Here is a 25734-nt window from a genome sequence, read left to right on the forward strand (position 1 = left end):
ATGAAGCCCCTCGCCCTGATCGTTGATGACGAACCCGATATCCGAGAGTTACTGGAAATCACTCTTAATCGTATGGATATTGATTGCCTGCCTGCCGACACTGTGGCGTCCGCCATGCGGATTCTGCAAACCCAACCGATTACGCTTTGCCTGACGGACATGAACCTTCCGGACGGGAGCGGTATTGACCTGGTGCTGAGCATCCAGAAAACCTGGCCGCACATTCCGGTTGCCGTCATTACTGCCTACGGCAGCATCGAAACCGCGATTATCGCCCTGAAAGCGGGCGCTTTTGATTTTGCGTCAAAACCGGTGGAATTGAGTCGCTTGCGCGATTTGGTGCGGAATGCATTGGAGCTGTCGCGCCCCATGGAGCCGACTCCGGCTGCTGAAGAGGACGCCCGGTTGCTGGGACAGTCTTCCCCCATGCGGGAGCTCAAGGAAACTATCCGAAAGTTGTCGCGCAGCCAGGCGCCGGTTTACATAAGCGGCGAATCAGGAACCGGCAAGGAAGTAGTAGCCCGGCTGATTCATGACTGGGGTCCCCGCGCCCGAAAACCTTTTGTTCCGGTCAACTGCGGCGCCATTCCATCAGAGTTGATGGAAAGTGAATTCTTCGGGCATAAAAAAGGCAGCTTTACCGGAGCCACTGAGGACAAGCAGGGGTTGTTCCAAGCCGCCCATGAGGGCACGTTGTTTCTGGATGAAGTGGCTGATCTGCCATTAGCCATGCAAGTCAAACTGCTGCGCGCCATTCAGGAAAAAACCGTACGCCCCATCGGCCACGCCAAGGAAATTCCAGTGAACGTGCGCCTGCTGAGCGCCACTCACAAGGATCTGGCGGCGGAAGTGGCCGCCGGACGCTTTCGTCAGGATTTGTTCTACCGCATCAATGTCATCCAGATCCGCATACCGGCATTGCGGGAGCGTGGCGATGACATCATCTACCTGACCGAAACTTTCCTCAAACGACTGAGTGATGACTGGGGTATCGTCAAACCCTCCCTGAGCCCAGCCGCCCGGAATTTGTTGAAATCCTACACCTTCCCCGGCAATGTCCGGGAATTGCAAAACACGCTGGAACGCGCGCTGACCTTGTGCGAAGGCGGCTCCATCCTGCCCGAACATTTGCAATTGCCGGACGGAGCGATAACCTCATCCGATATCGCCGAGTCCACCAGCCTGACGGTTCCATCCATGCCGTCGTTGTCCATGCCCGGCGACAGCCTTGAGGACTATTTGATGACGGTCGAAAAAAACCTGATCCTGAAGGCGCTGGATGAAACTCGCTGGAACCGGACGGCCGCCGCCCGCAAACTGGGCATGACCTTTCGTTCCCTGCGCTATCGCCTGAAAAAGCTTGGACTGGATGACGACACTCAGGACGAAGAAGAAGCCTGATCCTCGGCACGCATGTCCAGCATGGCATAAGGTGAGGCATCCAGGACGGGTTTGCGTCCCAGCATCAAGTCCCCCAGCAGTTGTACGGATGCCGGCGCCAGCACCAGTCCGTTGCGGTAATGCCCGGTATTCACCCAAAGATTGTGCGCCTCCGGATGGCGGCCGATAAAAGGAATGCCATTGGGCGAGCCGGGACGCAGGCCGGCCCAGTGAGCCACCGGAGGCATGGCCCCTAACGAAGGGACCAGTTTTGCCGCTACCGCATGCAAGTCAACCGCCGCTTCTGCCGTGATGCTTTTGTCAAAACCGGTTTCTTCCAGGGTTGAACCGCACAAAATATGGCCGTCCCGACGTGGAATAACGTAATGCCCTTGGTGCAGCAGGATATGTCTCAAACCGGCATCGGGGGCATGGAACAACAGCATTTGTCCCTTTACCGGACGCACTGGCATTGGCCCCGCCAAAGTTGAGGACAGGCCCGCTGACCAAGCGCCAGCGGCCAACACAAACTGATCAGCCTCTATCGTTTCTCCGCCTGCCAAACGGACCGCCCTCATCCGGTTGCCAACCCGCTCCCACGACACCACTTCCCGGCCACCGTCCACCGCCACACCGCGTATTTCCAGCGTTCTGCGCAAGGACTGCAATAATCGTGGGTTGCGGATATTGGCAACATCCGGTAACCAGATGCCGTCGTTAAACTGCGCCAGCCCATCACCCATGGCCGCCAACGCATGGCCTTGCAGCAAGTGAATGCGCCGCCCATACTTGCGGCTCCAGACCATAGCATCCCGGGCGTCATCGGCCCCCAGCATTAACATCCCACAAACCGTCAGTTCGGGATCAATACCTGAATACCCGGTCAATTCAGCGGCCAACGCCGGATACAGCTCTTGCGCCATGACTGCCAGCGCCGATACCGCCGGTGGATAGCGCCAAGGGTATAGCGGCGACACAATACCACCGCCCGCCCACGACGCCTCCGTTCCCGGATGACTTTTATCCAGGACCCTCACTGCAATACCCGCCTTGACCAGTTCCAGAGCCGTCAACATGCCGATGATGCCGCCGCCGATTACCACCACCTTCATGCCCTTGACTCCGCAAACAAAATGGATAGAATACCGCGCTTGCTAGGATAGCATTGAATATAAAGGGAAATCACATGAAAGATCAAGGAATGACCTTATTTGAAATGCTGGTCGTCATTATACTGACCGGCATACTTCTCGCCTTCGCCGTTCCCCGCTTCAAGGATCTCTTTGCCCGCATACAGGCTTGGCGGATCACTTCGGAAATTGCCCAAATGACGAATCAGGCCCGGCTGGCTGCCATTGAGCGCGGCTATCCGGTGGGCCTTTGCGGCAGTTCCAGCGCAGTGGACTGCAATGGCCGGTGGGTAGACGGTTTACTGCTGTTTGTGGACAGCAACCGCAGCCGCGACAAGGATGTCGGGGAAGAAATCCTGCACTTCACTCCATTGAACGCAAGCCCTTCCGTAGTTGCCTGGCAGGGGTTTGGCGGCAACGGAGCCTTGCTGGTGGAGGCCATGGGAACCCCCTATGCCGGAAACGGCAGCTTTACCTATTGCTCTGCCGATGCGGAGCCAGCCTATCGCCGCCAGGTGATTGTCAACCGCGGTGGTCGCGTGCGGCTATCCCGTGACACCAACGGTGATGGTGTTCATGAGTCTACGACCGGCGGAGCCATTAGCTGTCCTTGACAGGTTTACCAAGCCCTATCCGTACCATAAGTACAAGTAGCGGCGCCGGACTGCGACCAGCAGGTTTGACCGGCGCTGTTCAGAAAAAGGGCGCCATTACCCTTTTGCGGGCCACCCGCGTTAGGAACGGCCCGTAACTCCCAAGTCGTGCTTGGCGCTACAGTAAAAGAAAGATCATAAAGCACCCTGCTGCCGGTAGCGTCTTTGGGATAAACCGAAGAGCCGTAAACCGAGCCCGGCCCGGCCGCCAGCGTGGCGTTGGTATACGTCATTTGCAGAGCCTTGTAACGCTCCAGCGCCGAAGCAATCTGCATCATCTCCGCTTGCGCCCCGGTGCGGTTGCCTTTGGTGACATATTGCCGGTAACTGGGAACGGCAACGGCAACCAGGATGGCCAAGATAGTGACCACCGCCATGATTTCCATCAGGGTAAAGCCCTTGTTCTTTTTCATGTTTCTCACTCCCGACATGTCAGGAGGCCGTTACCGGCCTCCTGGTGTTGCATGGTGGACTATTGAACCGCTTACTGGCGGGTCTTCTCGCGCCAGCGACGCAGGTTTTGCAGTTGCTTCTTCAGGCCGGCTTCCTCTTCTGACAGTTTTGTGCTGATCAAAACCTTCAGTTTATCGCATGGCGGCTCGGCACAACTCGCGGTGGTATCGGCGACGTTCGAGGACTGATAAACCAATTGCGGCTCACCCCCCAAACCCGGAATGATGCCTTCACTCTTCCGCGGTGTAGCAGCATCACACTTGTTACCGTACGGCATGCACATCTGGTAGAGGTTGGTGTAACCCACCACCACCGAACAACCGGTCTGGGAAGCCAGCGGCAGATAGGTAGTAAACATCAGCTTCTTCAGGAAAATGATGCCCGGGGACAGGCTCTTTTCCCCGCCACTACTGAGGTTGACATACCAGCCATAACTGTTCGGCGTGTATTTGCCTGCCGCCAGCGTATATGTGGGCGTGCCGGTACTGGTGTCGGTGGCGAGATCCAGCGATATCAGGTTTGAAAACTTCAGTGTGCCCTGCAGACTGGCTGCCGTCGCCGTCAACAGATCGGAGCGGCCCATATCATAGTCAAAGAGCACGGCAAAACGATCCTGTGTCGCCATATTCAGCGGGCGGCTGCGGTTACCCGTGCCTACCGCCACAGCGGCAAAGATTTTCTTCATGGTTTCATCCCTGAACAGCGCAACAGATGGCGGCTCGTAGATACGGCGGCCATCTGCAGCCGTTGCCCCGCTCACGCCATTACTGCCCAATTGCGCCACCACCTTGACACGTTTCACCAGCGCCGAAGCACCGTTGCCATTGACGATATCCGCCCGGAACAACTGGCCGCCCAGATCGCCAAAGTAGATGGTATCGGCCAAGCCGTCGGAGTTGATATCCATGACTTTGGGTTGCGAGGGAATGCTGCTGGACATGGCCGTCACGTTGAAGGCGGCCGGGGTCGCGGAGGGTGCTCCGGCGCCGGATGCCCACCAGATCAACTCACCGGTTTCGGCATCAACAATATACAACTGGTTGCCCAACTGGGTGCTGCCACAGGAACTGTCTTCCCAGCATTCATCATAGCCACCGCCGAAGACCAGTACTTTCTTGACCGTAGCGCCCACCTTGATGTCCGCCAACACCGGCTGCGACCATGTCTGCCCCATGTTGGTATAAGCGCCGGTGCCTCCTTTCAGGGTGAACAGCATTTTCGGGGTGGTGATGCTGGTCAGGTCCAGGGCATAGTAGTTCCGCCCGCCCATGCGCATGCCGCCATAAGCATAGAGCTTGTCGCCACCCGCACCGTTGATCTGGCCATCGGCATTGGTGTCTTTACGGTAAAGCGTCCAGGTCAGGTCAAGACCGTATTCCGGCTCCACAGAGCCTGGGTTGTCGTACAGTAATTTCAGCACCGGCAGCTTTTCGGCCGGAATGAAAGCAAACTTTTCGACACCCGTATTGGCCTCAATGCCGTGAAGGGTGGCGCCCAGCGTACTGAAGAACAGGATGTTCTTCTGGTTGGCCGCATTGGCTGCATCGGTTCCGGTGAAACCGTAGTTGACCAGCGAGGCGCGCGAATGCAAGCCGCCGCCTATTTTCTTGCGTTCCCCGGCTGCCGCCAGTTCAGCAGCAGTCAGCTGCGGACCATAAATGTCCTCAACCTCAAACCCCTTGTACCAGTTGATCAGGTTGGTGAAAACCGACGTGGTATTGGCGCCGGCCGGCATCAAGGGCAGCGCGGCGCTGACAAAGCTGCTGCTGGCGGTGTCCACTTTGTCCAGTGCTGGCTTGGAGCTGTCAACATAGGTAAAGATATTGCGATCCGTGGGATACGGCAACATGCCGGCGGCGCCGCCGGAGGTGCTGTCATTACCATCAGGCGCAGCACTCCAGAAGCTTTGCGAGTCACGCTTGAAGGAGCCGTCGCCGTTCACAGCCGGGATGCCGTTCACATCCAGCACCCCGTCGCTGCCCACATCCAGTTTGTAACGCTTGAGGTTGCCGTTCCAGCGCTTGCTGGCGCGGGTGGGGTCGAACAGGACGTAATAGACCTGATCCAGCGAGTTGAGGCGGTTGAACTGGTTGACCGCCACACCGGGCGAGGCAATCAGGCCGGTATTGCTGATGGCGTCGGTAATGGTGCGGGTCAGGGCATCGACCAGATCCTGCGTGTTGGCGGCGGTGTAAAAATTACCGCCCCCCAAGGTCGCGACCTTGCCCATGTTGGACTTGGCCGCTGCGGAGGCATCCGGCCCCAGGAACACCGAGTTGGTCTTGACGCTGACACCCAAAGGGTTCTTGGTGGTGTTGGACATGGTATCCGCCAGGTCCATCATGCATTTCCAGTCCGTGACATCGGCCGTGCCGGTGACGGTGGTGCCTGCCGGTACGGTGCAGGCGCGGCCGGTGATGCCCTCCCACTCGCCGGCCTTCCCCAGCATATTATTCTGGACATCCGCCAGTCCGTTGGGCTCACCGTCAGTCAACAGGAAGATGTAGTTGCCGGAGCACTGGTCACTGGTGTTGACCGGAGATCTGAACTTGGTCCCTGACATGGTGCGGGAGTCAGGAGGCAACGGGATATTGGAGTCGCCGTCGTTGACCGTGTGCGGGGTGAGGCCCAACAGATAGCGGGCGGAGTCCGCATAGGCGTCCGCCAGCGGTGTATTGGCGTTGGCGGGCAAAGCATTGACTATGTCAACCAACTCTTTGCGGACGGTCGTCATACGGGTCAGGTCCGTGATGGTTCCGCTCCAGTTGACTTCCAGATACGGGGCCTTCTGAATGCTGTTGTCAGCAGAGCGAATGGCGGCCGCCGACGTTGTGGTGGTGTTATTGAGCATCAACATGGTCAATGCAGTGACTTGTGAACTCGCCGCACCGTTGATGATGGGACTCAGGTTACTGACATTGACCGCAATGGGAACCACTTGATCCGTGGAAAAACTCCTGGCTGGCCACACCTGCACCGGCGACAGCTTGTCCACCGTATCCGCCGGTTTGGTGCAACCGCTGGACGTACATATGGCCGGCATGTTCGCCTGCTTGAAGAAATACAGTGCTGTATCCTTGGAGCTGGTGGTGCTGGCGGCCGTCACGCGGAAGGTGGCGCTGTTGATGGTCGCGTCCTTGGGCACAGGGTTGGCCGTGGTCATGCGGACCGCAATGCGGCGCTTTTTGCCGGACGAGATGGAGTTGTAGCTTAACGACGTGTCGGTGCTGCTGCCCACACTGGTGCTGCCATCATCCCAGCGCACGTCATCCCGCTTGGCTTGGGCGGTATCCACCACGCCGGTCGGCAGCATGCCGGTATAAAAATAGGAAACCTGATTCTCCAGATACAGGCAGCTGTCGGTGGCGGTCGGATCCACGGCGAAGTCCACCACCAAACGGGCAGCCAGGTTGCTGTCTGCATCCCAGGAATAAGCACGTCGTTGCCCGGCCCCGGTTTCACGCAAACGGAAGGACATCGCGTTACCGCCGCACCAGTCCGACCGGTTCCCCGCTACTTCCTGCACCAGCTCCCTGACATCGACGCTGTATGTATTACCCGCCGTCCAGCTTTCCATTTCGATAGACATGGTGGCCGGTTTGAAAGGCCGCGAGCTGCTGCTCAAGGGGTTGGTCGTGGAAAATATCTGCGCGTTGCCGGTATCCTCAATGGACATTTGCCATGTGGCGGCGGATGAGTCTGAGTTCTTGGCCACCAACTCAATGTGGGCTGAGCGAATGGACGCCCCTTTTGGAACCATCACTTTCGGAAAATACAGGCCGCCCTCATTCCCGACGCCGCCGGCAATGGTCAGCGTGGTTGCCGTCAGTCCTCCCGGACCGGTGTCACCGCTGCTGCTGGTCACGCCGTTGGTGACCACGCCGTCCGGAGCAATGGCCACCAGTGCATCCAGAGGGCGCGCCGGATACACCACCCAGCCGCCGTCATCACCATCGTTCTGGTAACGGCTAAGCCCCATCTTCACATAACCCGGCGCCGGGCTGGCGCCGGTCAGCACCTCTTTAACGGCTGCTTTCAGAACCTGATCGCGGCGTTTGGCCGTGGTGCCGCACGACGAAGTTGAAGTACTGTCCACGCAGTACGCCATACTACCCGAGGTATCCAGCATCATCATCACCACCGGTGACAAGGCCGAACTGCTGATCGCCTGGGTGTAAATTTCCACGTCACTGGCATAAACGGGCGCAATCGCCAGCGATACGTAGGAGAAACCCGCTACGCTCATTTGCCAGTTTTTCTTGTTGCTATGCTTGCTCATGATGCACCTCGTTACCGCGAAAATTGGAGCGTGTTACAGATTAGGTATGCCGTAAACCACCTGATTGAGCGTGGTGCTGAACACAGCGCCCACATCGGTCAGGCAGTCCGTCACGGACGTTACCCCGTGACGGTTGGTCAACTCGGTGACAGAGGCCGGATCCTGAGGATTCAGGTTATAGCTGTCACCGTCATCATTTACCAGACGCAGACAATCATTGATGTCGGACTTGCTGGCAGAGCCGAAAGCCGGCAACACCGCCGTTGAATACACCATGAACTTGTAACTGCGGACCGGCCCCACTGAAGCGGAGTCCGAACCGAGCAATATTTCGTTGTTATAGACCGGCTTCAGCGTCACCTGAACCACCACGGTATCCCGGCCGGTCATGTAGTCACTGGTTTGCTCAGCATCACAAAACCCGGGCGTCAGGCGGGTGGCGCGTTTGGGAGTCAGGCAGTAGTTGAATTCCTGAATAGTGGCCGGGTCCACACCCTCCACCGCCACCGCTACCGCCGCCGTCAGGAAGCCCGTCTTTTCCACACCGCCAATCGTCATTTTCCGGTCGGCATAACCCTTGGTTTCATCCACGGCCAAACCGAATTCCATCATGCCGACGTCGGCGGCCTGGAACAGGATATTGCTGGCCTGGCTGTTGGAAGCCAGAGCCAGGCTGGATAAGCCCATACGCATGGCCGTAAGCCCCAGCATGGTAATAACCACCATGATGATCATGACCGTTATCAGGGTCGCCCCCTGCTGCTGCCTGCGGTCAGCGGCTTGAATCTTACCGTTGGTCCCGTTCATGAGTTCCCCCTATTCCGGTATCGACGGAATCACATTCCGCAATGTCACTGTACTGGCATAAAGACGCCGTACACGGTTGTCTGCATAAATGGTGGACGCATCCAGTGTCTGATCCAGCACCGTTATAGACTGTGCGGCGCCAATCAGTTTGCCGCTGGCCTCCACCGAGCTCACCAGCAAACCCAGTTTGACGGCAACCAGGTCAGGACGAGGCGTCGGTAAAGCGGCGTACTGGGCAATGGTCAGGTACTGTTGCGGAGAAAGGTCTGCCCCCGCATTGCCGATACCCAGCAAGACCTGGAAGTTGTCCAGCGCCGAGAGAATGACGACACCACCGGTGTTCCCTGTCAGGAAGTTCTGCATGACTGCCGTGGATGTACCATCGTGATATCCTCCTTCACACGCCAGCGCTGAACCGGTATTGGCTACGCTGTCCGCGCGCAGGAAGAACCGGGCCACTACGTAGCTGCCTGCCGGCACATTTTGTCCTTCACAATCTGTCGAAGCATTGGGCGAATAATACTGGATGGTCAACCGGTCGCTGGGTCCTATGCCACCCTGAAGTCCGGTAGCGGCCGGAGCCAGCTTGGGCAGGTTGTTCTGGGACACCACCACGGCCAAGCCCGCTGTTCCTGTCGGCAAGTCCGCTGCTGAAACCACCACGGCGGGCCACTGCTCCAGCGTCTTGACCGGGGGGGCATACCCGCCCTGACGCAATTGCCGCCCCATGAAGTCCAGTGCAAAGCGACCGTTCTCGCTGACATCTCCCAAGCCGCGCTGCAGCTGGAAGTTCACCTGGTTGGTGACGAACAACTGTACAGCCGCCAGAGAAACCAGCAGACCGATCGACAACGCAATCATCAACTCCAGGATTGAATAGCCGCGCATGCGGCGAGCCGCCCGTATACCGTTCATCAGTACACCTCCATGATCACGCACTCGGCCGCCAGACCGGCGTACGATCCGGAGGTGGCGCCACAGGCGTTGACTGCACCGGTATTGGCGGTGGTGGTTTCATTCCAGGACACATAAATGCACACCAGTGAGTTCACGGCGGCGCAGGGCCGGGCCGCGACATTGCCATTGGGTAATGCCGCAGCGGCCAGCATCTTGCTGGACCGGATGTCGTAACTGACCATCTCAGCAGGGGTGCAGACGCCGGCCTGGCAGTCTTGTGCGGGCAAGGCATCCCAATTGGCGCCCCGATATGCAGCCAACTGGCTGTAATTGGCGCGCATTTTCTCGGCCAGTTCCTGGGCAATGCCAACAGCCTGAGCGCGATAGACCGCTGTATTGGTCGTGGTCAGCGCCCGTACCTGCAGGGCGGCAAAGCCGATGACCGCGACAGCCAGCAACAGCATGGAGACCAGCACCTCAATCAGCGTGGTGCCTCGTTGGCGATGAACCCTGGATTGATTAAACATAAGCACCTCGCCCTAAGTACAGTCAGCGGAACTGGTATGGCGGCGAACGGCCACCCGTCCAAACCGGCTGACAAACACGCTGCGTCCGACTTCTCCGGTCACCTTGGTGTCACACACCTTGAATTCAAGGTCGGTCACGGTGCCATCAGCCCGAGCAACCAGCCCGGCGACACCCAGCAACATTACATCTCCCAGCACCGGGACACTGACGATCCTGACGGATTTTGGAAGCGACCGATTCTCGAAAATCACAACATTCAGCGCCTGATCTTCAATTTTCCAGCCGCCGCCCCAAGGGTTGACGGTGTCCGCCGTCAGTTGTACGAAATGAAGATTCGTTCGCCGCACCAGCGCTTCACTACGCGCATGTTTGAAGTCGGCCGCCAGCACATTGGCAGAAGTGGCAATTGCATTTTCAGCATATAACTGCTGGAATTTAGGCACAGCCGTAACGGCGAGGATGGACATGATCAATACAACGATCGTCATCTCCATCAATGTATAACCCTGATTGCTTCTCATGGGGCTTACCCTGATTTAATGGGGTCTTCTTGTAATTCAAAATAGTTGAGCCTCCCGACCGACTCAAGCCGCGAACGATGATCGGGGCTTTTGTACGACCGAGTGACAAAAATTGTCAACTGCTACACATTTGCCAGCGGGATGCGCAGCTCCTTCGGCATGGAAAACACCACATTCTCTTCGCGACCCGTGACCTCCTGTGGTGACCGCCCTCCCCACTCGCGCAGGCGATGCACTACCTGCTGGATCAGGACCTCGGGCGCCGAGGCTCCGGCGGTCAGGCCGATCGCGCCGGCGCCGGACAGCCATTCCTGCCGGATCTGGTCGGCGTTATCCACCAGATAGGCGCGTGCGCCCATGCGTTCAGCCAGTTCACGCAGGCGGTTGGAGTTCGAAGAGTTGGGAGACCCCACCACCAGCACTACCTGGCAAGCTTCCGCCAGGGTCTTGACAGCATCCTGCCGGTTCTGGGTGGCGTAGCAAATATCGTCCTTGCGCGGCCCCTGGATTTCGGGAAAACGTGTTCGCAAGGCATCAATGACGCGCGCTGTGTCATCCACCGACAACGTGGTCTGGGTGACAAACGCCAGGTTGGACGGGTCGCGAACTACCAGTCGCGCCACGTCTTCTTCATTCTCGACCAGATAGATGGCTCCGCCGGAACCCACATCATACTGGCCCATGGTGCCTTCCACTTCGGGGTGGCCGGCATGCCCGATCAGGATGGCCTCGACATTCTGTCTGGCATAACGGGTAACTTCCATGTGCACCTTGGTAACCAGCGGGCAGGTGGCGTCAAACACCTTCAGGCCGCGCGACGAGGCTTCATCCTGAACAGCCCGGGAAACCCCGTGGGCGCTGAAGATGACAATGGCGCCATTGGGCACCTGGTCCAGCTCGTCAATAAACACCGCGCCGCGCTGACGCAGGTCATCCACCACAAACTTGTTGTGCACAACTTCATGACGAACATAAATGGGGCGGCCGAACACTTCGAGGGCCCGGTTGACAATAGCGATGGCGCGATCGACCCCGGCGCAGAAGCCCCGTGGGTTGGCAAGCCTGATTTCCATATGTTTGCCCTCACACTTTTAGAGTGAACGGTTGTGCATCAGCATCGCGCACACTAATTATATCGACCTCAAAAAGCAAGTCCCGTCCGGCCAACGGATGGTTGAAGTCCACTACCACATCCTCATCACGCAGTTCCTTGACGACACCGGGCAACTCCGACTTGCTCTTGTCGGCGAAGGAAACCACCAGCCCCACGGAAAGATCGGTGTTGATGAACAAGTGCCGGGCAAAGGTCTGGACATTGCCTTCCTGCCAGTCACCAAAAGCCTCGGCCGCCGGAATGACCATGGAACGGCGGTCACCGACCTTCAAACCGAAAACCGCTTTCTCGAAACCGGGGGTCAGGCTGCCGTCACCTACCGTAAACACGGCTGGATCGGGTCGCTCACGGGTGGAGTCCAGTAATTGTCCGTCCGCCAGGCACACCGAGAAATGCAAGGTCACGGTTTTGCCCGGGCCGATACGCTGCAGGGAAGGATCATGGATCATGGCGCGTTTACCTGACGTTTGGATTCGAGAAAAAGGGAGTCAACAATCAACAGCGCCGCGCCGATGGTAATGCCGCAATCCGCGACATTGAAGGCAGGGAAATGCCAGGTCTGGTAATGGACATGGATGAAGTCGATGACATAGCCGAGAACAAAGCGGTCATAGACATTGCCCAGCGCGCCACCCACCAGCAGCCCGATTCCAGCCATCAGCACTTTGGCATTGGCGGGAAGGCGGGTCAGCCAGACGGTCATGGCCGAGCAGACGCCCAGGGCCAACACGATGAAGAACCAGCGCTGCCAGCCGCCGGCGTCATGCAGGAAGCTGAAGGCGGCGCCGGTGTTGTAGGCCAGCGTCCAGCTGAACACCGGCAGCAGATCGATGGACTGTCCCAGGTCAAGCAGGTTTTCGAAATACGTCTTGGACCATTGGTCCAGCACAAGAATGACGAGTCCGAGCCAGAGCCAATGCAGGTTTTTGAGGTTGAACTTGGGGGGCATATCAGATATTCCGGCCTTGAATATCCCTTCCCCGATCGGGGAAGGGAGTTACAGCAATCAAAAGGAAACCTCAGGCAAACAAGCGCTTCTCCCCGGCGCCCGCCACATTCTCCACACAGCGGGCGCAGGCTTCCGGATGCTCCGGATGACTGCCGACATCGGCGCGATAGTGCCAGCAGCGCACGCACTTGGTGTACGTGGACGGCGTAACCCTGACCCGCAGGCCGGCGACCTCGGTGCCCTGCCCTTCTGCACTTTCATCGTTCAAGCGCGCCGCCGAGGTAATCAGGACGAAGCGCAGTTCGTCACCCAGCACCGCCAGTTGCTGCTTCAGGGCGGGCGCAACATACAGGTCCACTTCCGCCGACAGACCGGAACCGACTTCCTTGCGGTTGCGGGCTTCCTCAATTTCCTTGTTGACGGCGACCTTGACCGCCATCACCTGATCCCAGTAGCCACGGCTCAGCACCCCGGATTCGCCGGTGAGCGGCGCCAAGCCCTGATACCAGTCCGTCAGGAACACCGACTCGCCGTGTTCACCCGGCAGTTCCTGCCAGATTTCATGGGCGGTAAAGCTGAGGATGGGTGCAATCCAGCGCACCACCGCTTCGATGATGTGATACAGCGCCGTCTGCGCCGAACGCCGCGCCAGCGAGTCGGGCTGGGTGGTGTACTGGCGGTCCTTGATGATATCGAGATAGAAGCTGCCCAGGTCCAGTGAACAGAAGTTGTGCAGCTTGTGGTAAATCTGGTGGAACTCGAAGGACTCGTAAGCGGCCAGGATGTCCTGTTGCACCTGATACGCACGGTCCACGGCCCAGCGGTCCAGCGCCAGCATGTCTTCGTTGGCCACCAGATGCTGCGCCGGGTCGAAGCCGTTGAGGTTGGCCAGCAGGAAGCGCATGGTGTTGCGAATGCGGCGGTAGCTGTCCGACATGCGCTCCAGGATTTCCTTCGACACCGACATTTCACCCCGGTAATCGGTGGCGGCAACCCAGAGACGGATGATATCCGCACCCAGCGTTTTCATGATGTCCTGCGGGGCGACAACGTTGCCCTTGGACTTGGACATCTTGTGGCCCTGACCATCTACGGTGAAGCCGTGAGTCAAAACGGTCTTGTAGGGCTTGTTGCCGTTGGCGGCCAGCGCCACCAGCAGCGAGGACTGGAACCAGCCGCGATGCTGGTCGGAACCTTCCAGATAAAGGTCGGCCGGGTATTGCAGGTCCGGACGGCGGGTCAGCACACAGGAATGGGTGGCGCCGGAGTCGAACCAGACATCCAGCGTATCCTTGACCTTATCGTAGTCGGCGGCTTCAGCGCCCAGCAATTCGACGGCTTCAGTATCCCACCAGGCATCAATGCCGGACTGCTCGACACGCAGCGCCACTTGCTCAATAAGATCAAGCGTCTTCGGATGCAGTTCGCCCGTAATCTTGTGCACGAACAGGGCGATAGGCACACCCCAGTTGCGCTGGCGGGAAATGCACCAGTCCGGGCGATTGTTCATCATCGAGACGATGCGGGCCTTGCCCCAGTCGGGCAGCCACTGCACTTCGTCAATCGCCTTCATCGCATCATCACGCAGGCCCTTCTGTTCCATGCTGATGAACCACTGCGGCGTGGCGCGGAAAATGATGGGGGTCTTGTGCCGCCAGCAGTGCGGGTAGCTGTGGATGATCTTCTTGTAGCACAGCAGGCGGTCGTTGGCCTTCAGCGTCTCAATGATGGGCTCGTTGGCCTTGTTGACATGCTGGCCGGCGAACAGCGGCGTGTTCGGCAGGAACACCCCGGAGTTATCCACAGGGTTATCCACAGGCAGCCCGTAGACGTTGCCGATGATGAAGTCATCGTGACCGTGGCCCGGCGCGGTGTGCACGGCCCCGGTGCCGGCGTCTGCGGTCACATGTTCACCAACAATGACCGGCACAATGCGCTCGTAGAACGGGTGTTGCAGTGACAGGTGTTCGAAGGCCTGTCCGGGCACTGTCGCCAGAATTACGGGGTTCTCGGCGCGGTACTGCTCCAGCGCGCCGTCGGCCAGCGTCTTCGCCAGCACCAGCGTCCGTGTCTGCCCGTCAATGGCGGCCTGCACCACCACATATTCCAGTTCCGGATGCAGCGACACCGCCTGGTTGGCGGGCAGCGTCCACGGCGTGGTCGTCCAAATCACAAAATCCACAGAAGCCGGGGCTTGCGCCAGTCCGGCACGTTTGGCGAATTCCGCCGTATCCCGCACCGCAAAGGCCACGTCGACGGCATGCGACTGCTTGTCCTCATACTCCACTTCCGCTTCCGCCAGCGCCGAGCCGCAGTCCATGCACCAGTGCACCGGTTTCAACCCCTTGTGCAGGTGACCGTTGGCGGCAATCTTGCCCAGCACGCGGATGATGTCGGCTTCCTGCTGGAAATCCATGGTCAGGTAGGGATGTTCCCAGTCGCCCAGCACGCCCAGGCGCTGGAAGTCGGCCTTTTGCTTTTCGACATGGCCCTGTGCGAACTCACGGCAGTGTTTACGGAATTCCTTGGCGGTGACCTTGTCGCCCGCCTTGCCGTACTTTTTCTCGACATTCAGTTCGATGGGCAGGCCATGACAGTCCCAGCCCGGCACATAGGGCGCATCAAAGCCGGACAGCGTCTTTGACTTGAGGATGATGTCCTTGAGTATCTTGTTGACGGCATGACCGATGTGGATGTCGCCGTTGGCGTAGGGCGGGCCGTCATGCAGGATGTACTTGGGCGCACCGGCGCGCACTTCGCGGATACGGGCGTAGAGCTTGTTTTGCTGCCAGTCCTTGACCCAGGCCGCTTCGCGGGTTGCTAGGCTGGCTTTCATGGCAAAGCCGGTTTCCGGCAGGTTGAGCGTGGATTTGTAATCGGGTTTGCTGGCGTCAGTCATGTTCAACTCGCTGAAAATAGGCGCGGGTGGCCAGCACATCGTTGGCGATGGCGGCCTTCAAGGCATCCAGAGACGGGAAAGGGGTTTCGGCGCGGAGCTTGTAGCAAAACTCCACGCCGATGCGGCGGCCATAAATGTCGCCATTGAAATCGAGAATATGCACTTCGATGCGGTTTTCAGTGCCGTTGACCGCCGGGCGGGTGCCGACATTGGCCGCGCCAGCCAAGGGCTTTTCCGCCAGGCCATGCACCTTCACCGCATAAACGCCCGCCATTGGCGATACCTGCCGGTTCAGGCTGATATTGGCGGTGGGGAAATCCAGGGTGCGGCCGATCTTGTCACCGTGGCGCACATGGCCGCTGATCATGAACGGGCGGCCAAGCAAGTGCTCCGCCAAGGCAAAGTCACCGGTCTGCAAGGCCTGGCGGATGCGGGTGGAGCTGACACGGTCTTCCGCCAGACTGACGGTGGGGGTCTGCTCCACCTGAAAGCCGAATTCCAGACCGGCCTTCTGCAATAATGCAAAGTCACCGGAGCGGTCACAGCCGAAACGGAAATCATCACCGATGACCAGATGGCGGCAGTTCAACTGCTGCACCAGCAGGCGCTCGACAAAAGCGCGGGCATTCAATGAACGGAAGGCCTGGTCAAAGCGGGCCAGGAACACATAGTCCAGACCACAATCACGCAGGACTTCCACTTTTTCCCGCCAGGACATGATGCGCGCGGGGGCCTTGCCGCCCAGAAAGAATTCCAGGGGTTGCGGCTCAAAAACCATTACCAGGCTGGCCAGCCCTTCGGCATGGCTCTGCTCCACCAGGCGGCGCAACATGACCTGATGCCCGCAATGCACGCCATCGAAATTACCGATCGTGACGACAGTCGGTTCCAGTTGTCGGGGGTGCTGCCAGTTTCGAAGGAGCTTCATGCCGGTCTGTGTTTTTGAAAAACCCGTGATTTACGGGAGACCCCCTCAATATGAGGACTCTCCCGGCGAACAAAAGAGCAAGTATAAGGAATTAGTGGCGCAAGTCACGCCACTTGAAGCCGGTCAATGTCAGGGCTGCCAGATAGGTAGCCCCGCCGGCACCGCAAATACCCAGGATCCAGGCCACACGCCACCAGCCGTGCATGCGGAACCATTCAGCTGTATCCGGTGTAATGGACAGCAACACCGTAACCATAGCGGCATTCGCAACCAGATAACGCAGCCCCAGCGGAATCCAGTGTTTTTGCAGCCGGAAAACGCCGCGCCGGTGCAATCCCCAGTACAACAGCCCGGCATTGAGGAAGGCGGACAAGGTGCTGGCCAGCGCCAGGCCAACATGCTTGTACTCCCAAACCAGGATCAGGTTGAACACCATGTTGCTGACCATGGCGACAATTCCGATCTTGACCGGCGTCTTCGTGTCCTGCCGGGCAAAATAGCCGGGAGCAAACACCTTGACCAGCATGAAGGCCAGAATGCCGCCGGACAGCGCCTTCAACGCCCCGGCGGACATCATCACGTCATTCTCGGTGAACTTGCCATGATGAAACAGCGCCGCTATCAACGGTTCGGCCAGCACCAGCATCGCCAGCGAGGCCGGCACGCCCACCAGCACAATCACCCGCAACGCCCAATCCAGCATGGCGGTGAACTCGGCATGGGATTTTTCGGAGTGGCGTGCGGAAAGCGAAGGCAGGATGACCGTGGCAATAGCGATGCCGATGAGGCCCAGCGGCAGCTCGGTAAGCCGCTCGGCGGTGTACAGCCAGGACACCGAGCCCTCAATCAGGAACGACGCCAGGATGGTGTCCAGCATCAGGTTGATCTGGCTTACCGAGACACCAAACATGGCCGGCACCATCAGGCTCAGGATTTTTTTGACGCCCTTGTCCGCGAAGTCCACGCGGAAGGCGGGCAGCATGTTCAGCTGCTTCAGCGCCGGTATCTGCAAGGCGAGCTGGATGATCCCGGCCGCCAGCACCCCCCAGCCCAGCGCCATGACCGGTGTATCCATCTGCGGCGCCAGCCACAGCGCGGCGGCAATCATAGTGACGTTCAGCATGACCGGCGTAAAGGCCGGCACGGCAAAACGCCCGTAACTGTTGAGGATACCGCCGGCAAACGCCGTCATGGATATCATCAGCAAATAAGGAAAAGTCAGCACCAGCAAATCCGCCGCCAGGTCAAACTTGACCTCATCGCCCCGAAAGCCGGGTGCAAACAGGAAGATGATGGCGGGTGCGCCCAGCATGGCCACCCCGGTAATCACCGTCAGAATCAGCGACAGTGAACCGGCCACCCTGGCGACCAACTGCCGAACTGCTTCATCGCCGTCACGCGACTTGTACTCGGACAACACCGGCACAAAGGCGTTGGCAAAGGCCCCTTCCGCAAATAAGCGCCGCAAGAAGTTGGGTATCTTGAACGCCACCAGAAAGGCGTCCATCAGCTTGTCGGCGCCAAAGACGTTCAGCATCACCATGTCACGCACCAGGCCCAGGATACGGGAGAGCATGGTCATGGCGCTGACGATCATGGTCGATCGCCACAGCCCCCCCTTTTTGGAGGGCGGGGCATTACCGGCGGGAATCACGGGGGGAGACGACATCTGGGGCCCACTGCTGATTTAAAGAAGCAAGGCCGGGATAGTAGCGAATTGACCTGCTGAAATCACTAAAAAACGCGAGTCGTGCTTGACTTGGGGGTGATAGCTAGGCAAAATCGCCCGCCTGATTTTGGGTATTAGTTACCCGCAACCGACTAATTTTAGGAGTGCCACCGTGGCCAATTCTGCACAAGCCAAAAAGCGTGCGCGCCAGAACGAACAGCAACGCAAGCATAACGCCAGCCTGCGTTCCATGGTGCGCACCTACATCAAAAAGGTCGTCGCCGCCATCGCTTCCGGTGACAAGGCCGCCGCTTCAGCTGCCTACACGACCGCTGTTCCCGTGATTGACCGTATTGCCGACAAGGGCATCATTCACAAGAACAAGGCCGCCCGTCACAAGAGCCGCCTGAACGGACATATCAAGGCCATGGCATAAGCCATACCTGGATACCGAAAACCCGCCTGGCGCGGGTTTTTTGTTGTCCGGCGTTTACCTCGCCCACCATTAGTCGCCTTTTCCCTACCTCCAGTCCGCCTCCCCCGTTTTTCGTGGCCGCCGTCACAGAATTCACCACTTGCAATCCGTGAGGATAGACTCAATAAGTACAATTTCAACCTGAACATTGTCGCGGAACATTCGGGAACGACAGGGAATCAAGTCATGGGGGTTCATCATGCGTACATCAACGACACGGCAGCTGGCCTTGGCCTTGGCCGGATTAGCCCTCCTGACCGGCGCTGCGGGATGGCTGCAGGAAAAATCCGCACCGGCCGCCGCCCCCCTGAGCGCATCGACCGCCGCCATTCGGATCAGCCGGCACACTCAACCGGCATCACTGCCGCCGCACATCGACCCGGACTCCGCCTCACTCCGGACACCGGAGCCCACCGCCACCGCCAAAACCCTGAAACTGTTGCAACAACTCCGTGCCGCAGGCCATGAGGAAAATCTGTTCAGGCTGAAAACCCTGCTGGGTAACACCGACTCCCCGGAAGGCCTGCCGGTGGCGCAGGCCCTGCTCCGGGATACAGATCCGGCGATACGCGAGTTGGGCGTGGATATCCTGACCGGGCATTCCCTGACCGATCCCGCCGTTCACCGGATTGTGGTGCAGACCCTGTCGAATGAAGCGGAACCCCGCGTCCTGGTGCGTCTGCTCAATAATCTGGATGCCCCGATTGACGCCTATGGCAATGACCCGGCCATGTCCAGCACCCTGCACGCGCTGCTCAACCACCATGACGCCGATGTGCGCTCACAGACCGTCCTGCAGCTGCTGCAATGGGATGACTACGGGACGCTGGAGGGTTATCTGTATCAGGCCTTGAATGACGTCTCCGGCGAGGTCCGCCTCAGCGCGGCCACGGTCATCAGTCTGATCGACACCCGCTCCACCACCCTCAAGGGCGCCCTGCTGGCCCTGCGCGACAACCCGCAGGAGTCCCGTGACATCCACGAAAGCGTGGTGGCCGCACTGAGCCGCATTGACGACTACAACCAGAACTTCACCCGGTAAGCGCTGAATCCAGACCCATCACCGATACATTCGACATTTACGCGCCCCCGCCCTTCATGCACTCCGGCAAAATGCAGGCAAAAAAAAGCCTGCATACGCAGGCTTAACAGGGGTACAACACATGAATCCAGGAGGAGAACCATGATCACGTCATGAGTACATTATGACTCTCCGGCCCGCCCGGCTCTGTTGCCGCGCTGTGCTCTTACTGTAATGGGCCTGTTACTGACGTGGCAGTTTGTTACGCAACTTTTGCACCACAGGCCAAGACATCACAAAACGCGCACCGCCCAAAGTCTCGCTCCGGTCCACCGTGATCTGGCCGCCAAACCAAAAGGCAATGCGCGAGACAATCGACAACCCCAGTCCGTAACCTCCCGATGCACGGGTGCGGCTGTCATCCAGCCGGGTAAAAGGCTGGAATACCCGCTCGCGATCCTTCTCAGCTATCCCCGGGCCGTCATCCTCCACTGCCACATACGCCCAATTGTCCTGCACCCAGGCGCTGAGCCGGATGTGCGACTCGGCATAGCGCCCGGCATTACCGGCCAGATTCTGCAACACCCGGTGCAGGTAGCGGACTTCGGCCTCCGCCACAGTTCCTTCCGCCGTTGGCGCCACGTCCACCACCGCCTTGAAACCCAGCACCGATGTTTCCTTCGCCACCCGCGCCAGCAGCCCGCCCAGTTCCACCGGCTCGAAATTCAGGACCGGTATCCCCTGCTCCAGCTTGGCGTAAGTCAGAATCTCATCGATCAGCTTGTTCAGTTCATCAATATCCTGATCGAGGCCGGCCAGTTGCTCCTGACGGGCATCGGCGTCCTCGGTATCGGCCATCATGTCCATGCCGAAACGGATACGGGCCACCGGCGTCCGCAACTCATGGGACACGGCGCGGGTCAGCTCCCGCTGGGAGTCAATCAGTCGCTGAATATGCTCCGCCATGCTGTTGAACGCCAACGCCAGCTGGCTGACCTCATCCCGCCCTTCCACCTCGGCCCGGGCGCTGAGATCCCCGGCGCGGATATGGCGCACGGCCTGCTCCACGTTCTTGATCTTTTTTTCCAGCGGATGAATGATGAAATAAGACGCGACCGTAATCATGCCCAGGCTGACGGCACAGACAATCAGCAGCAAGCGGACCGGCATCCAGTCAAACAGGTACATGGGGCCGATCACCAGCACCAGCCCCGGATACATAGCGGGGGCAATGATCCGCACCGAGGAATTGCGCGTGCCCGCCCCCTCCTTCAACGCCAGCACCACCTCGTTGCGCTTGATGCGGGCGCGCTGATCCGTCTCCAGACCCACCTTGTCCAAGGGCACCAGTGACAGCGGAAATGCAAACCAGTGCTGCAACTCCTTGAGGCGTCGCGCCTCCTGACCACGGTAATGCTCCAGGTCATCCAGCAGGAACACCGCCATGGCCTTTGCCTGCTGCTCGGACACTTTGCTCATCCGCACCTTGAGGTAGAGCGTCTGCTTGCCGGGCACCTGGCTGTAAATATTGGCGAAGTTCTTGCGCACGTCCAGCCGGATGACCGCCTTGCCGGCCGCGAGACTGTCCAGCTCGTCAGTGCTGAAGTTCTCCGCCGGAACATCCCGCACCAGTTGCAGAGGGTTGTCCAGCAACTGGGAGGCTTCCTGCAGCCAGGCCTCCCGGAGCGGTCCTTCCGGCTGCCGCGCCACGCCGATGGCAATCAAGTGGAAAAAACCGGTGGCCATGTGTTCCCGGTAATCCGACGCCCGCTGCTCGTTCAGCACCTGCAGGGTCGACCAGGCACATATAGCCACGGCACTGATCACCAGCAGCACTCCGCCGTAAATGCGCACAAATATACTGCTGGGGGGACGGATCACCTGGACCTTACCTCAATGCGGAACCCACAATGAAAAAGCCCGCCGGAAGCAGCGGGCCATGTGAACAACAGGCGCACTCAGGCGCCGATGGACTCCTTGACGAACAGATATCCCTTGCTGCGAACGGTCTTGATGCGACGCGGATTGTCGGGATCGTCGCCGATCTTGGGCCGGATGCGTGAGATACGGACGTCAATGGAGCGATCCTGACCATCGTATTCAATGCCACGCAGACGCTCGAAAATATCCTCGCGGGAAAGGATGCGACCGGCATTGGAGGCCAGCAGCCACAACAGGTCATATTCAGCGCTGGTGAACTCCACCGGCTGGCCGGCCAGAGTGACCGAACGACCGCCATTGTCGATGACCAGATCGTCGAACTCGATGCGTTGCGGAATATCGTCATCCACAATTTTGTCGGAGCGGCGCAGCAGGGCGCGGATACGGGCCAGCAACACCCGCGGCTGCGCCGGTTTGGCGACGTAGTCATCCGCGCCCATTTCCAGGCCCAGCACCTGGTCCATGTCGTCAGTGCGTGCGGTCAGCATCAGGATCGGGTGGTGATAGTGGGGACGGATCTCGCGGCAGATGGTGAGGCCGTCGGCGCCGGGCAGCATCACATCCAGCACTACCAGGTCGGGCTGGTCGGAAATGATGCGGCGGATGGCGCGGTTGCCGTCGGTTTCAATGCCGACTTCCATGCCGTTGCGGATCAGATACTCCTGAGTCAGGGTTGCCAGGCGCTCGTCGTCCTCAACGATCAGGATGCGTGGCAGCTTTTCTTCGGGTTGACTCATTGTCGGTTCCTGTGTGTTCTGTGTTCGGTAATGCCGATCATAGTTAATTCCGGTGTCCACCCCAAGGGTAGTTTCACGAAATCACTACCAATGCCCCACCAAAGCCCCGCACGCCGCCTGTCAGGAATATATTTTTTTACATTTGCATTCCGTCAGGTTATCCACAGCACCCGGTTCAGCAAACCACTGGCAATACAGCCTGAAATGGATTCAAGAGCGATTACTGACCCGCACTTATCCACAGTTTTGTCCACAGCTACATCCTCTTGCGCCGCCGCAGAAAACGCCTTATTTTGTGCCCCATCCAGCAACAACACACTACAGCTTGTGTTTTGCGCACTTTTTTAACTAACAACGACCGATATCCACCGCCCCTGCCCGCGACCGACCCGCTGTCTGTCGCCATGGGTGGTTTTTTTCGGTCTTTGCGGCGACCGGGAGCCTGACCATGACCATATCCGCCCAGAAATCCTTTGAAGCCGGGGAACCGGGAGCGGCCGCCCTGCCCGGCCAGTTGCGCGTCATCAAGCGCAACGGCACGCTGGTGCCCTACACCGACGACAAGATCGCCGTCGCCATTACCAAGGCTTTCCTGGCCGTGGAAGGCAATGTGGCTGCCGATTCCCGCCGTGTCTATGAGCAGGTGGCCCTGCTGACCGCCGCCGTCGGCAATACCTTCAAGCGCCGCATGCCCAGCGGCGGCACTGTCCACATCGAGGAAATCCAGGATCAGGTGGAGCTGGCGCTGATGCGCTCCGGCGAGCAGAAAGTGGCCCGCTCCTACGTCATCTATCGTGAAGAACGCTCCCGCCTGCGGGATGCCGGCGTCACCAAGCCGCACCCGACCCTGACGGTCACGATGGGTGACGGCACCCGCATGCCGCTGGATCTGGGCCGTCTGGAACGTCTGGTGGCCAGCGCCTGCGAAAACCTGACCGGCGTGGAGCCCGGCGACATCATTGAAGAAACCCTGCGCAACCTGTATGACGGCGTCAAGGAAAGCGACCTGGTCACCACCATGGTGATGTGCACCCGCGTTCACATTGAACAGGAACCGAACTACACCTACGTCACCGCCCGCCTGCTGATGAACCAGCTGCGCTCGGAAGCCTTGTCCTTCCTCGGCATGGCCGAACACGCCACCTATGAAGAAATGAGCGAGCTGTATCCGCAGGCGCTGCCCGCCTACCTGAAAAAGGGTGTGGAGCTGGAGCTGCTGGATCCCGCACTGCTGACGGCCTTCGACTTGGCCAAGATTGCCGACGCCCTGAAGCCCTCCGGCGACCAGCAATTCACCTACCTTGGCCTGCAGACGCTGTACGACCGCTATTTCCTGCATCACCGCGACGTGCGCTTCGAGCTGCCGCAGTTGTTCTTCATGCGCGTGGCGATGGGTCTGGCCATGAACGAGAAGGACCGCGAAGCCCGCGCCATCGAGTTCTACAACCTGCTGTCCAGCTTTGACTACATGGCATCCACCCCGACGCTGTTCAACGCCGGTACGCTACGCCCGCAGCTGTCCAGCTGCTACCTGACCACCGTGCCCGATGACCTGTACGGCATCTACGGCGCCATCCGCGACAACGCCATGCTCTCGAAGTGGGCGGGCGGGTTGGGCAACGACTGGACGCCGGTGCGGGCGCTGGGCGCGTACATCAAGGGCACCAACGGCAAGTCACAGGGCGTCGTCCCTTTCTTGAAAGTGGCCAACGACACCGCCGTGGCGGTGAATCAGGGTGGCAAGCGCAAGGGCGCGGTCTGCGCCTATCTGGAAACCTGGCACCTCGACATCGAGGAATTCCTGGAGCTGCGCAAGAACACCGGCGATGACCGCCGCCGCACCCACGACATGAACACCGCCAACTGGGTGCCCGACCTGTTCATGCAACGTGTCTTTGAAGACGGCGACTGGACCTTGTTCTCCCCGTCCGACTGCCCGGATTTGCACGACCTCTACGGTGCCGAGTTTGCGACACGTTATGCCGAGTATGAGCGTCTGGCTGCCGCCGGCAAGCACCGCCTGTTCAAGACCGTCAAGGCGCAGGACCTGTGGCGCAAGATGCTGTCGATGCTGTTCGAAACCGGCCATCCCTGGATCACTTTCAAGGATGTCTGCAACCTGCGCTCGCCGCAGCAGCACGTGGGTGTGGTGCACTCCTCGAACCTGTGCACGGAAATCACGCTCAACACCTCGAAGGACGAGATTGCCGTCTGCAACCTCGGCTCCATCAACCTGGTGAACCACGTGACACCGTCCGGCCTGGACATCGCCAAGCTGGAGCGAACCGTCAAGACCGCCGTGCGCATGCTCGACAACGTCATCGACATCAACTACTACGCCGTGGAACAGGCCCGCAACTCCAACATGCGCCATCGTCCGGTGGGCTTGGGCATCATGGGCTTCCAGGATGCGCTGTATGTGCTGAACGTGCCCTACAGCTCCGACGCCGCCGTCTCCTTCGCGGACAGCTCGATGGAAGCCGTCAGCTGGCACGCCATCAACGCTTCCAGCGAATTGGCGCGCGAACGCGGCAGCTACAGCACCTTTGATGGCTCGCTGTGGAGTCAGGGCGTGCTGCCCATCGACTCGCTGCAGCGCGTGATTGAGGCCCGTGGCGGCAAGTTCATTGAGGTGGACCAGAGCAGCACCCTGGACTGGGACAGCCTGCGCCAGAAGGTGATGAACGTTGGCATGCGTAACTCCAATGTCATGGCCATCGCCCCGACCGCAACCATTTCCAACATCTGCGGCGTCTCGCAATCCATTGAGCCGACCTTCCAGAACCTGTATGTGAAGTCCAACCTGTCCGGCGAATTCACCGTCGTCAACCCGTACCTGGTCAACGCCCTGAAGGCGCGCGGGCTGTGGGACTCGGTGATGGTCAACGACCTGAAGTACTACGACGGCTCGGTGCAGAATATTGACCGTATCCCGGACGACCTGAAGGCCTTGTTCGCCACCGCTTTTGAAGTGGAGCCGCGCTGGATGGTGGATGCCGCCAGCCGCCGCCAGAAGTGGATTGACCAGGCGCAGTCGCTGAACCTGTACATCAGCCACGCTTCCGGCAAGAAGCTGGACATCACCTATCGCATGGCCTGGTATCGCGGTCTGAAAACGACTTATTACCTCCGCGCCGTTGGCGCGACCTCCTCCGAGAAATCAACGATTTCCGACGGGGCGCTGAATGCGGTGAAGTCGGTGGTGCAGGAAGCTCCGGCCGAATACGCCCAGGCCGCGCCGGTGCCTTTGGCCTGCTCGATTGACAATCCGGATTGCGAAGCCTGCCAGTAAGACATTGTCCAACCCTTCCCTCCTGGGGAAGGGAACACCGATAAAACAGATTCAGAGAGAC

At 59.3% G+C, this 25734-nt stretch carries 20 protein-coding genes; 5 read left to right on the top strand and 15 right to left on the bottom strand.

Annotation, left to right across the window (positions count from 1 at the left end; translation table 11 throughout):
- Entirely contained in the window at nucleotides 1-1401 is a 1401-nt protein-coding gene (locus Q7T36_RS13475; RefSeq protein WP_304849453.1) for a sigma-54 dependent transcriptional regulator, read from the top strand.
- Here the strand turns inward: Q7T36_RS13475 and thiO are convergent.
- Nucleotides 1380-2492: a glycine oxidase ThiO gene (gene thiO / locus Q7T36_RS13480; RefSeq protein WP_304849456.1), complete on the bottom strand. Its 1113-nt coding sequence runs from the start codon at nucleotides 2490-2492 to the stop codon at nucleotides 1380-1382. The two genes, Q7T36_RS13475 and thiO, sit on opposite strands and share 22 nt — an antisense overlap.
- A 74-nt stretch (nucleotides 2493-2566) precedes the next feature.
- Between thiO and Q7T36_RS13485 the strand changes: the two genes are divergently transcribed.
- Nucleotides 2567-3124, top strand: a complete 558-nt coding sequence (locus Q7T36_RS13485; protein WP_304849459.1) for a GspH/FimT family pseudopilin — start codon at nucleotides 2567-2569, stop codon at nucleotides 3122-3124.
- Between the two features lie 5 nt (nucleotides 3125-3129).
- On the opposite strand, the gene Q7T36_RS13490 is transcribed toward Q7T36_RS13485, so the two are convergent.
- The 12 genes from Q7T36_RS13490 to murJ form a co-directional block, all read right to left on the bottom strand.
- Nucleotides 3130-3576: a type IV pilin protein gene (locus Q7T36_RS13490; RefSeq protein ID WP_304849462.1), complete on the bottom strand. Its 447-nt coding sequence runs from the start codon at nucleotides 3574-3576 to the stop codon at nucleotides 3130-3132.
- A 71-nt stretch (nucleotides 3577-3647) separates the two neighbouring features.
- Nucleotides 3648-5960 (bottom strand): pilus assembly protein, encoded by a 2313-nt coding sequence (locus tag Q7T36_RS18015; protein WP_370690134.1) that lies wholly within the window; start codon nucleotides 5958-5960, stop codon nucleotides 3648-3650.
- A 1968-nt stretch (nucleotides 5961-7928) separates the two neighbouring features.
- A complete protein-coding gene (locus tag Q7T36_RS13500) occupies nucleotides 7929-8702 on the bottom strand; it encodes a PilX N-terminal domain-containing pilus assembly protein (RefSeq protein WP_304849469.1) in 774 nt (257 codons plus the stop codon).
- A 9-nt stretch (nucleotides 8703-8711) separates the two neighbouring features.
- Nucleotides 8712-9617 (bottom strand): PilW family protein, encoded by a 906-nt coding sequence (locus Q7T36_RS13505; RefSeq protein ID WP_304849472.1) that lies wholly within the window; start codon nucleotides 9615-9617, stop codon nucleotides 8712-8714.
- Complete coding sequence (pilV, locus tag Q7T36_RS13510; protein ID WP_304849475.1) at nucleotides 9617-10126, bottom strand: type IV pilus modification protein PilV; 510 nt, start codon at nucleotides 10124-10126, stop codon at nucleotides 9617-9619. The genes Q7T36_RS13505 and pilV overlap by 1 nt, the downstream gene beginning before the upstream one ends.
- 12 nt (nucleotides 10127-10138) lie before the next feature.
- Nucleotides 10139-10648: a GspH/FimT family pseudopilin gene (locus Q7T36_RS13515; RefSeq protein ID WP_304849478.1), complete on the bottom strand. Its 510-nt coding sequence runs from the start codon at nucleotides 10646-10648 to the stop codon at nucleotides 10139-10141.
- Nucleotides 10649-10770: 122 nt separating this feature from the next.
- Entirely contained in the window at nucleotides 10771-11721 is a 951-nt protein-coding gene (gene ispH, locus Q7T36_RS13520; RefSeq protein WP_304849482.1) for a 4-hydroxy-3-methylbut-2-enyl diphosphate reductase, read from the bottom strand.
- Between the two features lie 10 nt (nucleotides 11722-11731).
- Entirely contained in the window at nucleotides 11732-12211 is a 480-nt protein-coding gene (locus Q7T36_RS13525) for a peptidylprolyl isomerase (RefSeq protein ID WP_304849485.1), read from the bottom strand.
- Nucleotides 12208-12711 carry a signal peptidase II gene (gene lspA / locus Q7T36_RS13530; RefSeq protein ID WP_304849488.1) on the bottom strand — a complete coding sequence of 168 codons (504 nt, stop codon included), beginning with the start codon at nucleotides 12709-12711 and terminating at the stop codon, nucleotides 12208-12210. Before lspA ends, Q7T36_RS13525 begins: the two co-directional genes overlap by 4 nt.
- Before the next feature lie 70 nt (nucleotides 12712-12781).
- Nucleotides 12782-15610: an isoleucine--tRNA ligase gene (gene ileS / locus Q7T36_RS13535; RefSeq protein WP_304849491.1), complete on the bottom strand. Its 2829-nt coding sequence runs from the start codon at nucleotides 15608-15610 to the stop codon at nucleotides 12782-12784.
- A complete protein-coding gene (ribF, locus tag Q7T36_RS13540; RefSeq protein WP_304849494.1) occupies nucleotides 15603-16538 on the bottom strand; it encodes a bifunctional riboflavin kinase/FAD synthetase in 936 nt (311 codons plus the stop codon). Before ribF ends, ileS begins: the two co-directional genes overlap by 8 nt.
- 91 nt (nucleotides 16539-16629) lie before the next feature.
- The gene (murJ, locus tag Q7T36_RS13545) at nucleotides 16630-18207 is read right to left on the bottom strand and encodes a murein biosynthesis integral membrane protein MurJ (RefSeq protein ID WP_304849497.1); all 1578 of its coding nucleotides are present in this window, start codon (nucleotides 18205-18207) and stop codon (nucleotides 16630-16632) included.
- Nucleotides 18208-18379: 172 nt separating this feature from the next.
- On the opposite strand from murJ, the gene rpsT reads away from it, so the two are divergent.
- Nucleotides 18380-18643: a 30S ribosomal protein S20 gene (gene rpsT, locus Q7T36_RS13550; RefSeq protein WP_304849500.1), complete on the top strand. Its 264-nt coding sequence runs from the start codon at nucleotides 18380-18382 to the stop codon at nucleotides 18641-18643.
- Nucleotides 18644-18881: 238 nt separating this feature from the next.
- Entirely contained in the window at nucleotides 18882-19724 is an 843-nt protein-coding gene (locus tag Q7T36_RS13555) for a HEAT repeat domain-containing protein (RefSeq protein ID WP_304849503.1), read from the top strand.
- Between the two features lie 222 nt (nucleotides 19725-19946).
- Here the strand turns inward: Q7T36_RS13555 and Q7T36_RS13560 are convergent, their stop codons facing one another.
- Both Q7T36_RS13560 and Q7T36_RS13565 read right to left on the bottom strand, forming a co-directional pair.
- A complete protein-coding gene (locus tag Q7T36_RS13560) occupies nucleotides 19947-21584 on the bottom strand; it encodes an ATP-binding protein (RefSeq protein WP_304849506.1) in 1638 nt (545 codons plus the stop codon).
- 77 nt (nucleotides 21585-21661) lie between these two features.
- Nucleotides 21662-22381, bottom strand: coding sequence for a response regulator (locus Q7T36_RS13565; protein WP_304849509.1), 720 nt, complete (start codon nucleotides 22379-22381; stop codon nucleotides 21662-21664).
- Between the two features lie 448 nt (nucleotides 22382-22829).
- On the opposite strand from Q7T36_RS13565, the gene Q7T36_RS13570 reads away from it, so the two are divergent.
- Nucleotides 22830-25673, top strand: a complete 2844-nt coding sequence (locus Q7T36_RS13570) for a ribonucleoside-diphosphate reductase subunit alpha (RefSeq protein WP_304849512.1) — start codon at nucleotides 22830-22832, stop codon at nucleotides 25671-25673.
- Nucleotides 25674-25734 lie beyond the last annotated feature (61 nt).

Source organism: Fluviicoccus sp. (assembly GCF_030646115.1).
In the GTDB taxonomy this organism is placed as follows: domain Bacteria; phylum Pseudomonadota; class Gammaproteobacteria; order Pseudomonadales; family Moraxellaceae; genus Fluviicoccus.

Bases quoted from the DNA above. Each gene is read 5' to 3' on its own strand.
- Q7T36_RS13475 (WP_304849453.1), top strand. From the start codon at position 1: ATGAAGCCCCTCGCCCTGATCGTTGATGACGAACCCGATATCCGAGAG.
- thiO (WP_304849456.1), bottom strand. From the start codon at position 2,492: ATGAAGGTGGTGGTAATCGGCGGCGGCATCATCGGCATGTTGACGGCT.
- Q7T36_RS13485 (WP_304849459.1), top strand. From the start codon at position 2,567: ATGAAAGATCAAGGAATGACCTTATTTGAAATGCTGGTCGTCATTATA.
- Q7T36_RS13490 (WP_304849462.1), bottom strand. From the start codon at position 3,576: ATGAAAAAGAACAAGGGCTTTACCCTGATGGAAATCATGGCGGTGGTC.
- Q7T36_RS18015 (WP_370690134.1), bottom strand. From the start codon at position 5,960: ATGATGGACCTGGCGGATACCATGTCCAACACCACCAAGAACCCTTTG.
- Q7T36_RS13500 (WP_304849469.1), bottom strand. From the start codon at position 8,702: ATGAACGGGACCAACGGTAAGATTCAAGCCGCTGACCGCAGGCAGCAG.
- Q7T36_RS13505 (WP_304849472.1), bottom strand. From the start codon at position 9,617: ATGAACGGTATACGGGCGGCTCGCCGCATGCGCGGCTATTCAATCCTG.
- pilV (WP_304849475.1), bottom strand. From the start codon at position 10,126: ATGTTTAATCAATCCAGGGTTCATCGCCAACGAGGCACCACGCTGATT.
- Q7T36_RS13515 (WP_304849478.1), bottom strand. From the start codon at position 10,648: ATGAGAAGCAATCAGGGTTATACATTGATGGAGATGACGATCGTTGTA.
- ispH (WP_304849482.1), bottom strand. From the start codon at position 11,721: ATGGAAATCAGGCTTGCCAACCCACGGGGCTTCTGCGCCGGGGTCGAT.
- Q7T36_RS13525 (WP_304849485.1), bottom strand. From the start codon at position 12,211: ATGATCCATGATCCTTCCCTGCAGCGTATCGGCCCGGGCAAAACCGTG.
- lspA (WP_304849488.1), bottom strand. From the start codon at position 12,711: ATGCCCCCCAAGTTCAACCTCAAAAACCTGCATTGGCTCTGGCTCGGA.
- ileS (WP_304849491.1), bottom strand. From the start codon at position 15,610: ATGACTGACGCCAGCAAACCCGATTACAAATCCACGCTCAACCTGCCG.
- ribF (WP_304849494.1), bottom strand. From the start codon at position 16,538: ATGAAGCTCCTTCGAAACTGGCAGCACCCCCGACAACTGGAACCGACT.
- murJ (WP_304849497.1), bottom strand. From the start codon at position 18,207: ATGTCGTCTCCCCCCGTGATTCCCGCCGGTAATGCCCCGCCCTCCAAA.
- Q7T36_RS13555 (WP_304849503.1), top strand. From the start codon at position 18,882: ATGCGTACATCAACGACACGGCAGCTGGCCTTGGCCTTGGCCGGATTA.
- Q7T36_RS13565 (WP_304849509.1), bottom strand. From the start codon at position 22,381: ATGAGTCAACCCGAAGAAAAGCTGCCACGCATCCTGATCGTTGAGGAC.
- Q7T36_RS13570 (WP_304849512.1), top strand. From the start codon at position 22,830: ATGACCATATCCGCCCAGAAATCCTTTGAAGCCGGGGAACCGGGAGCG.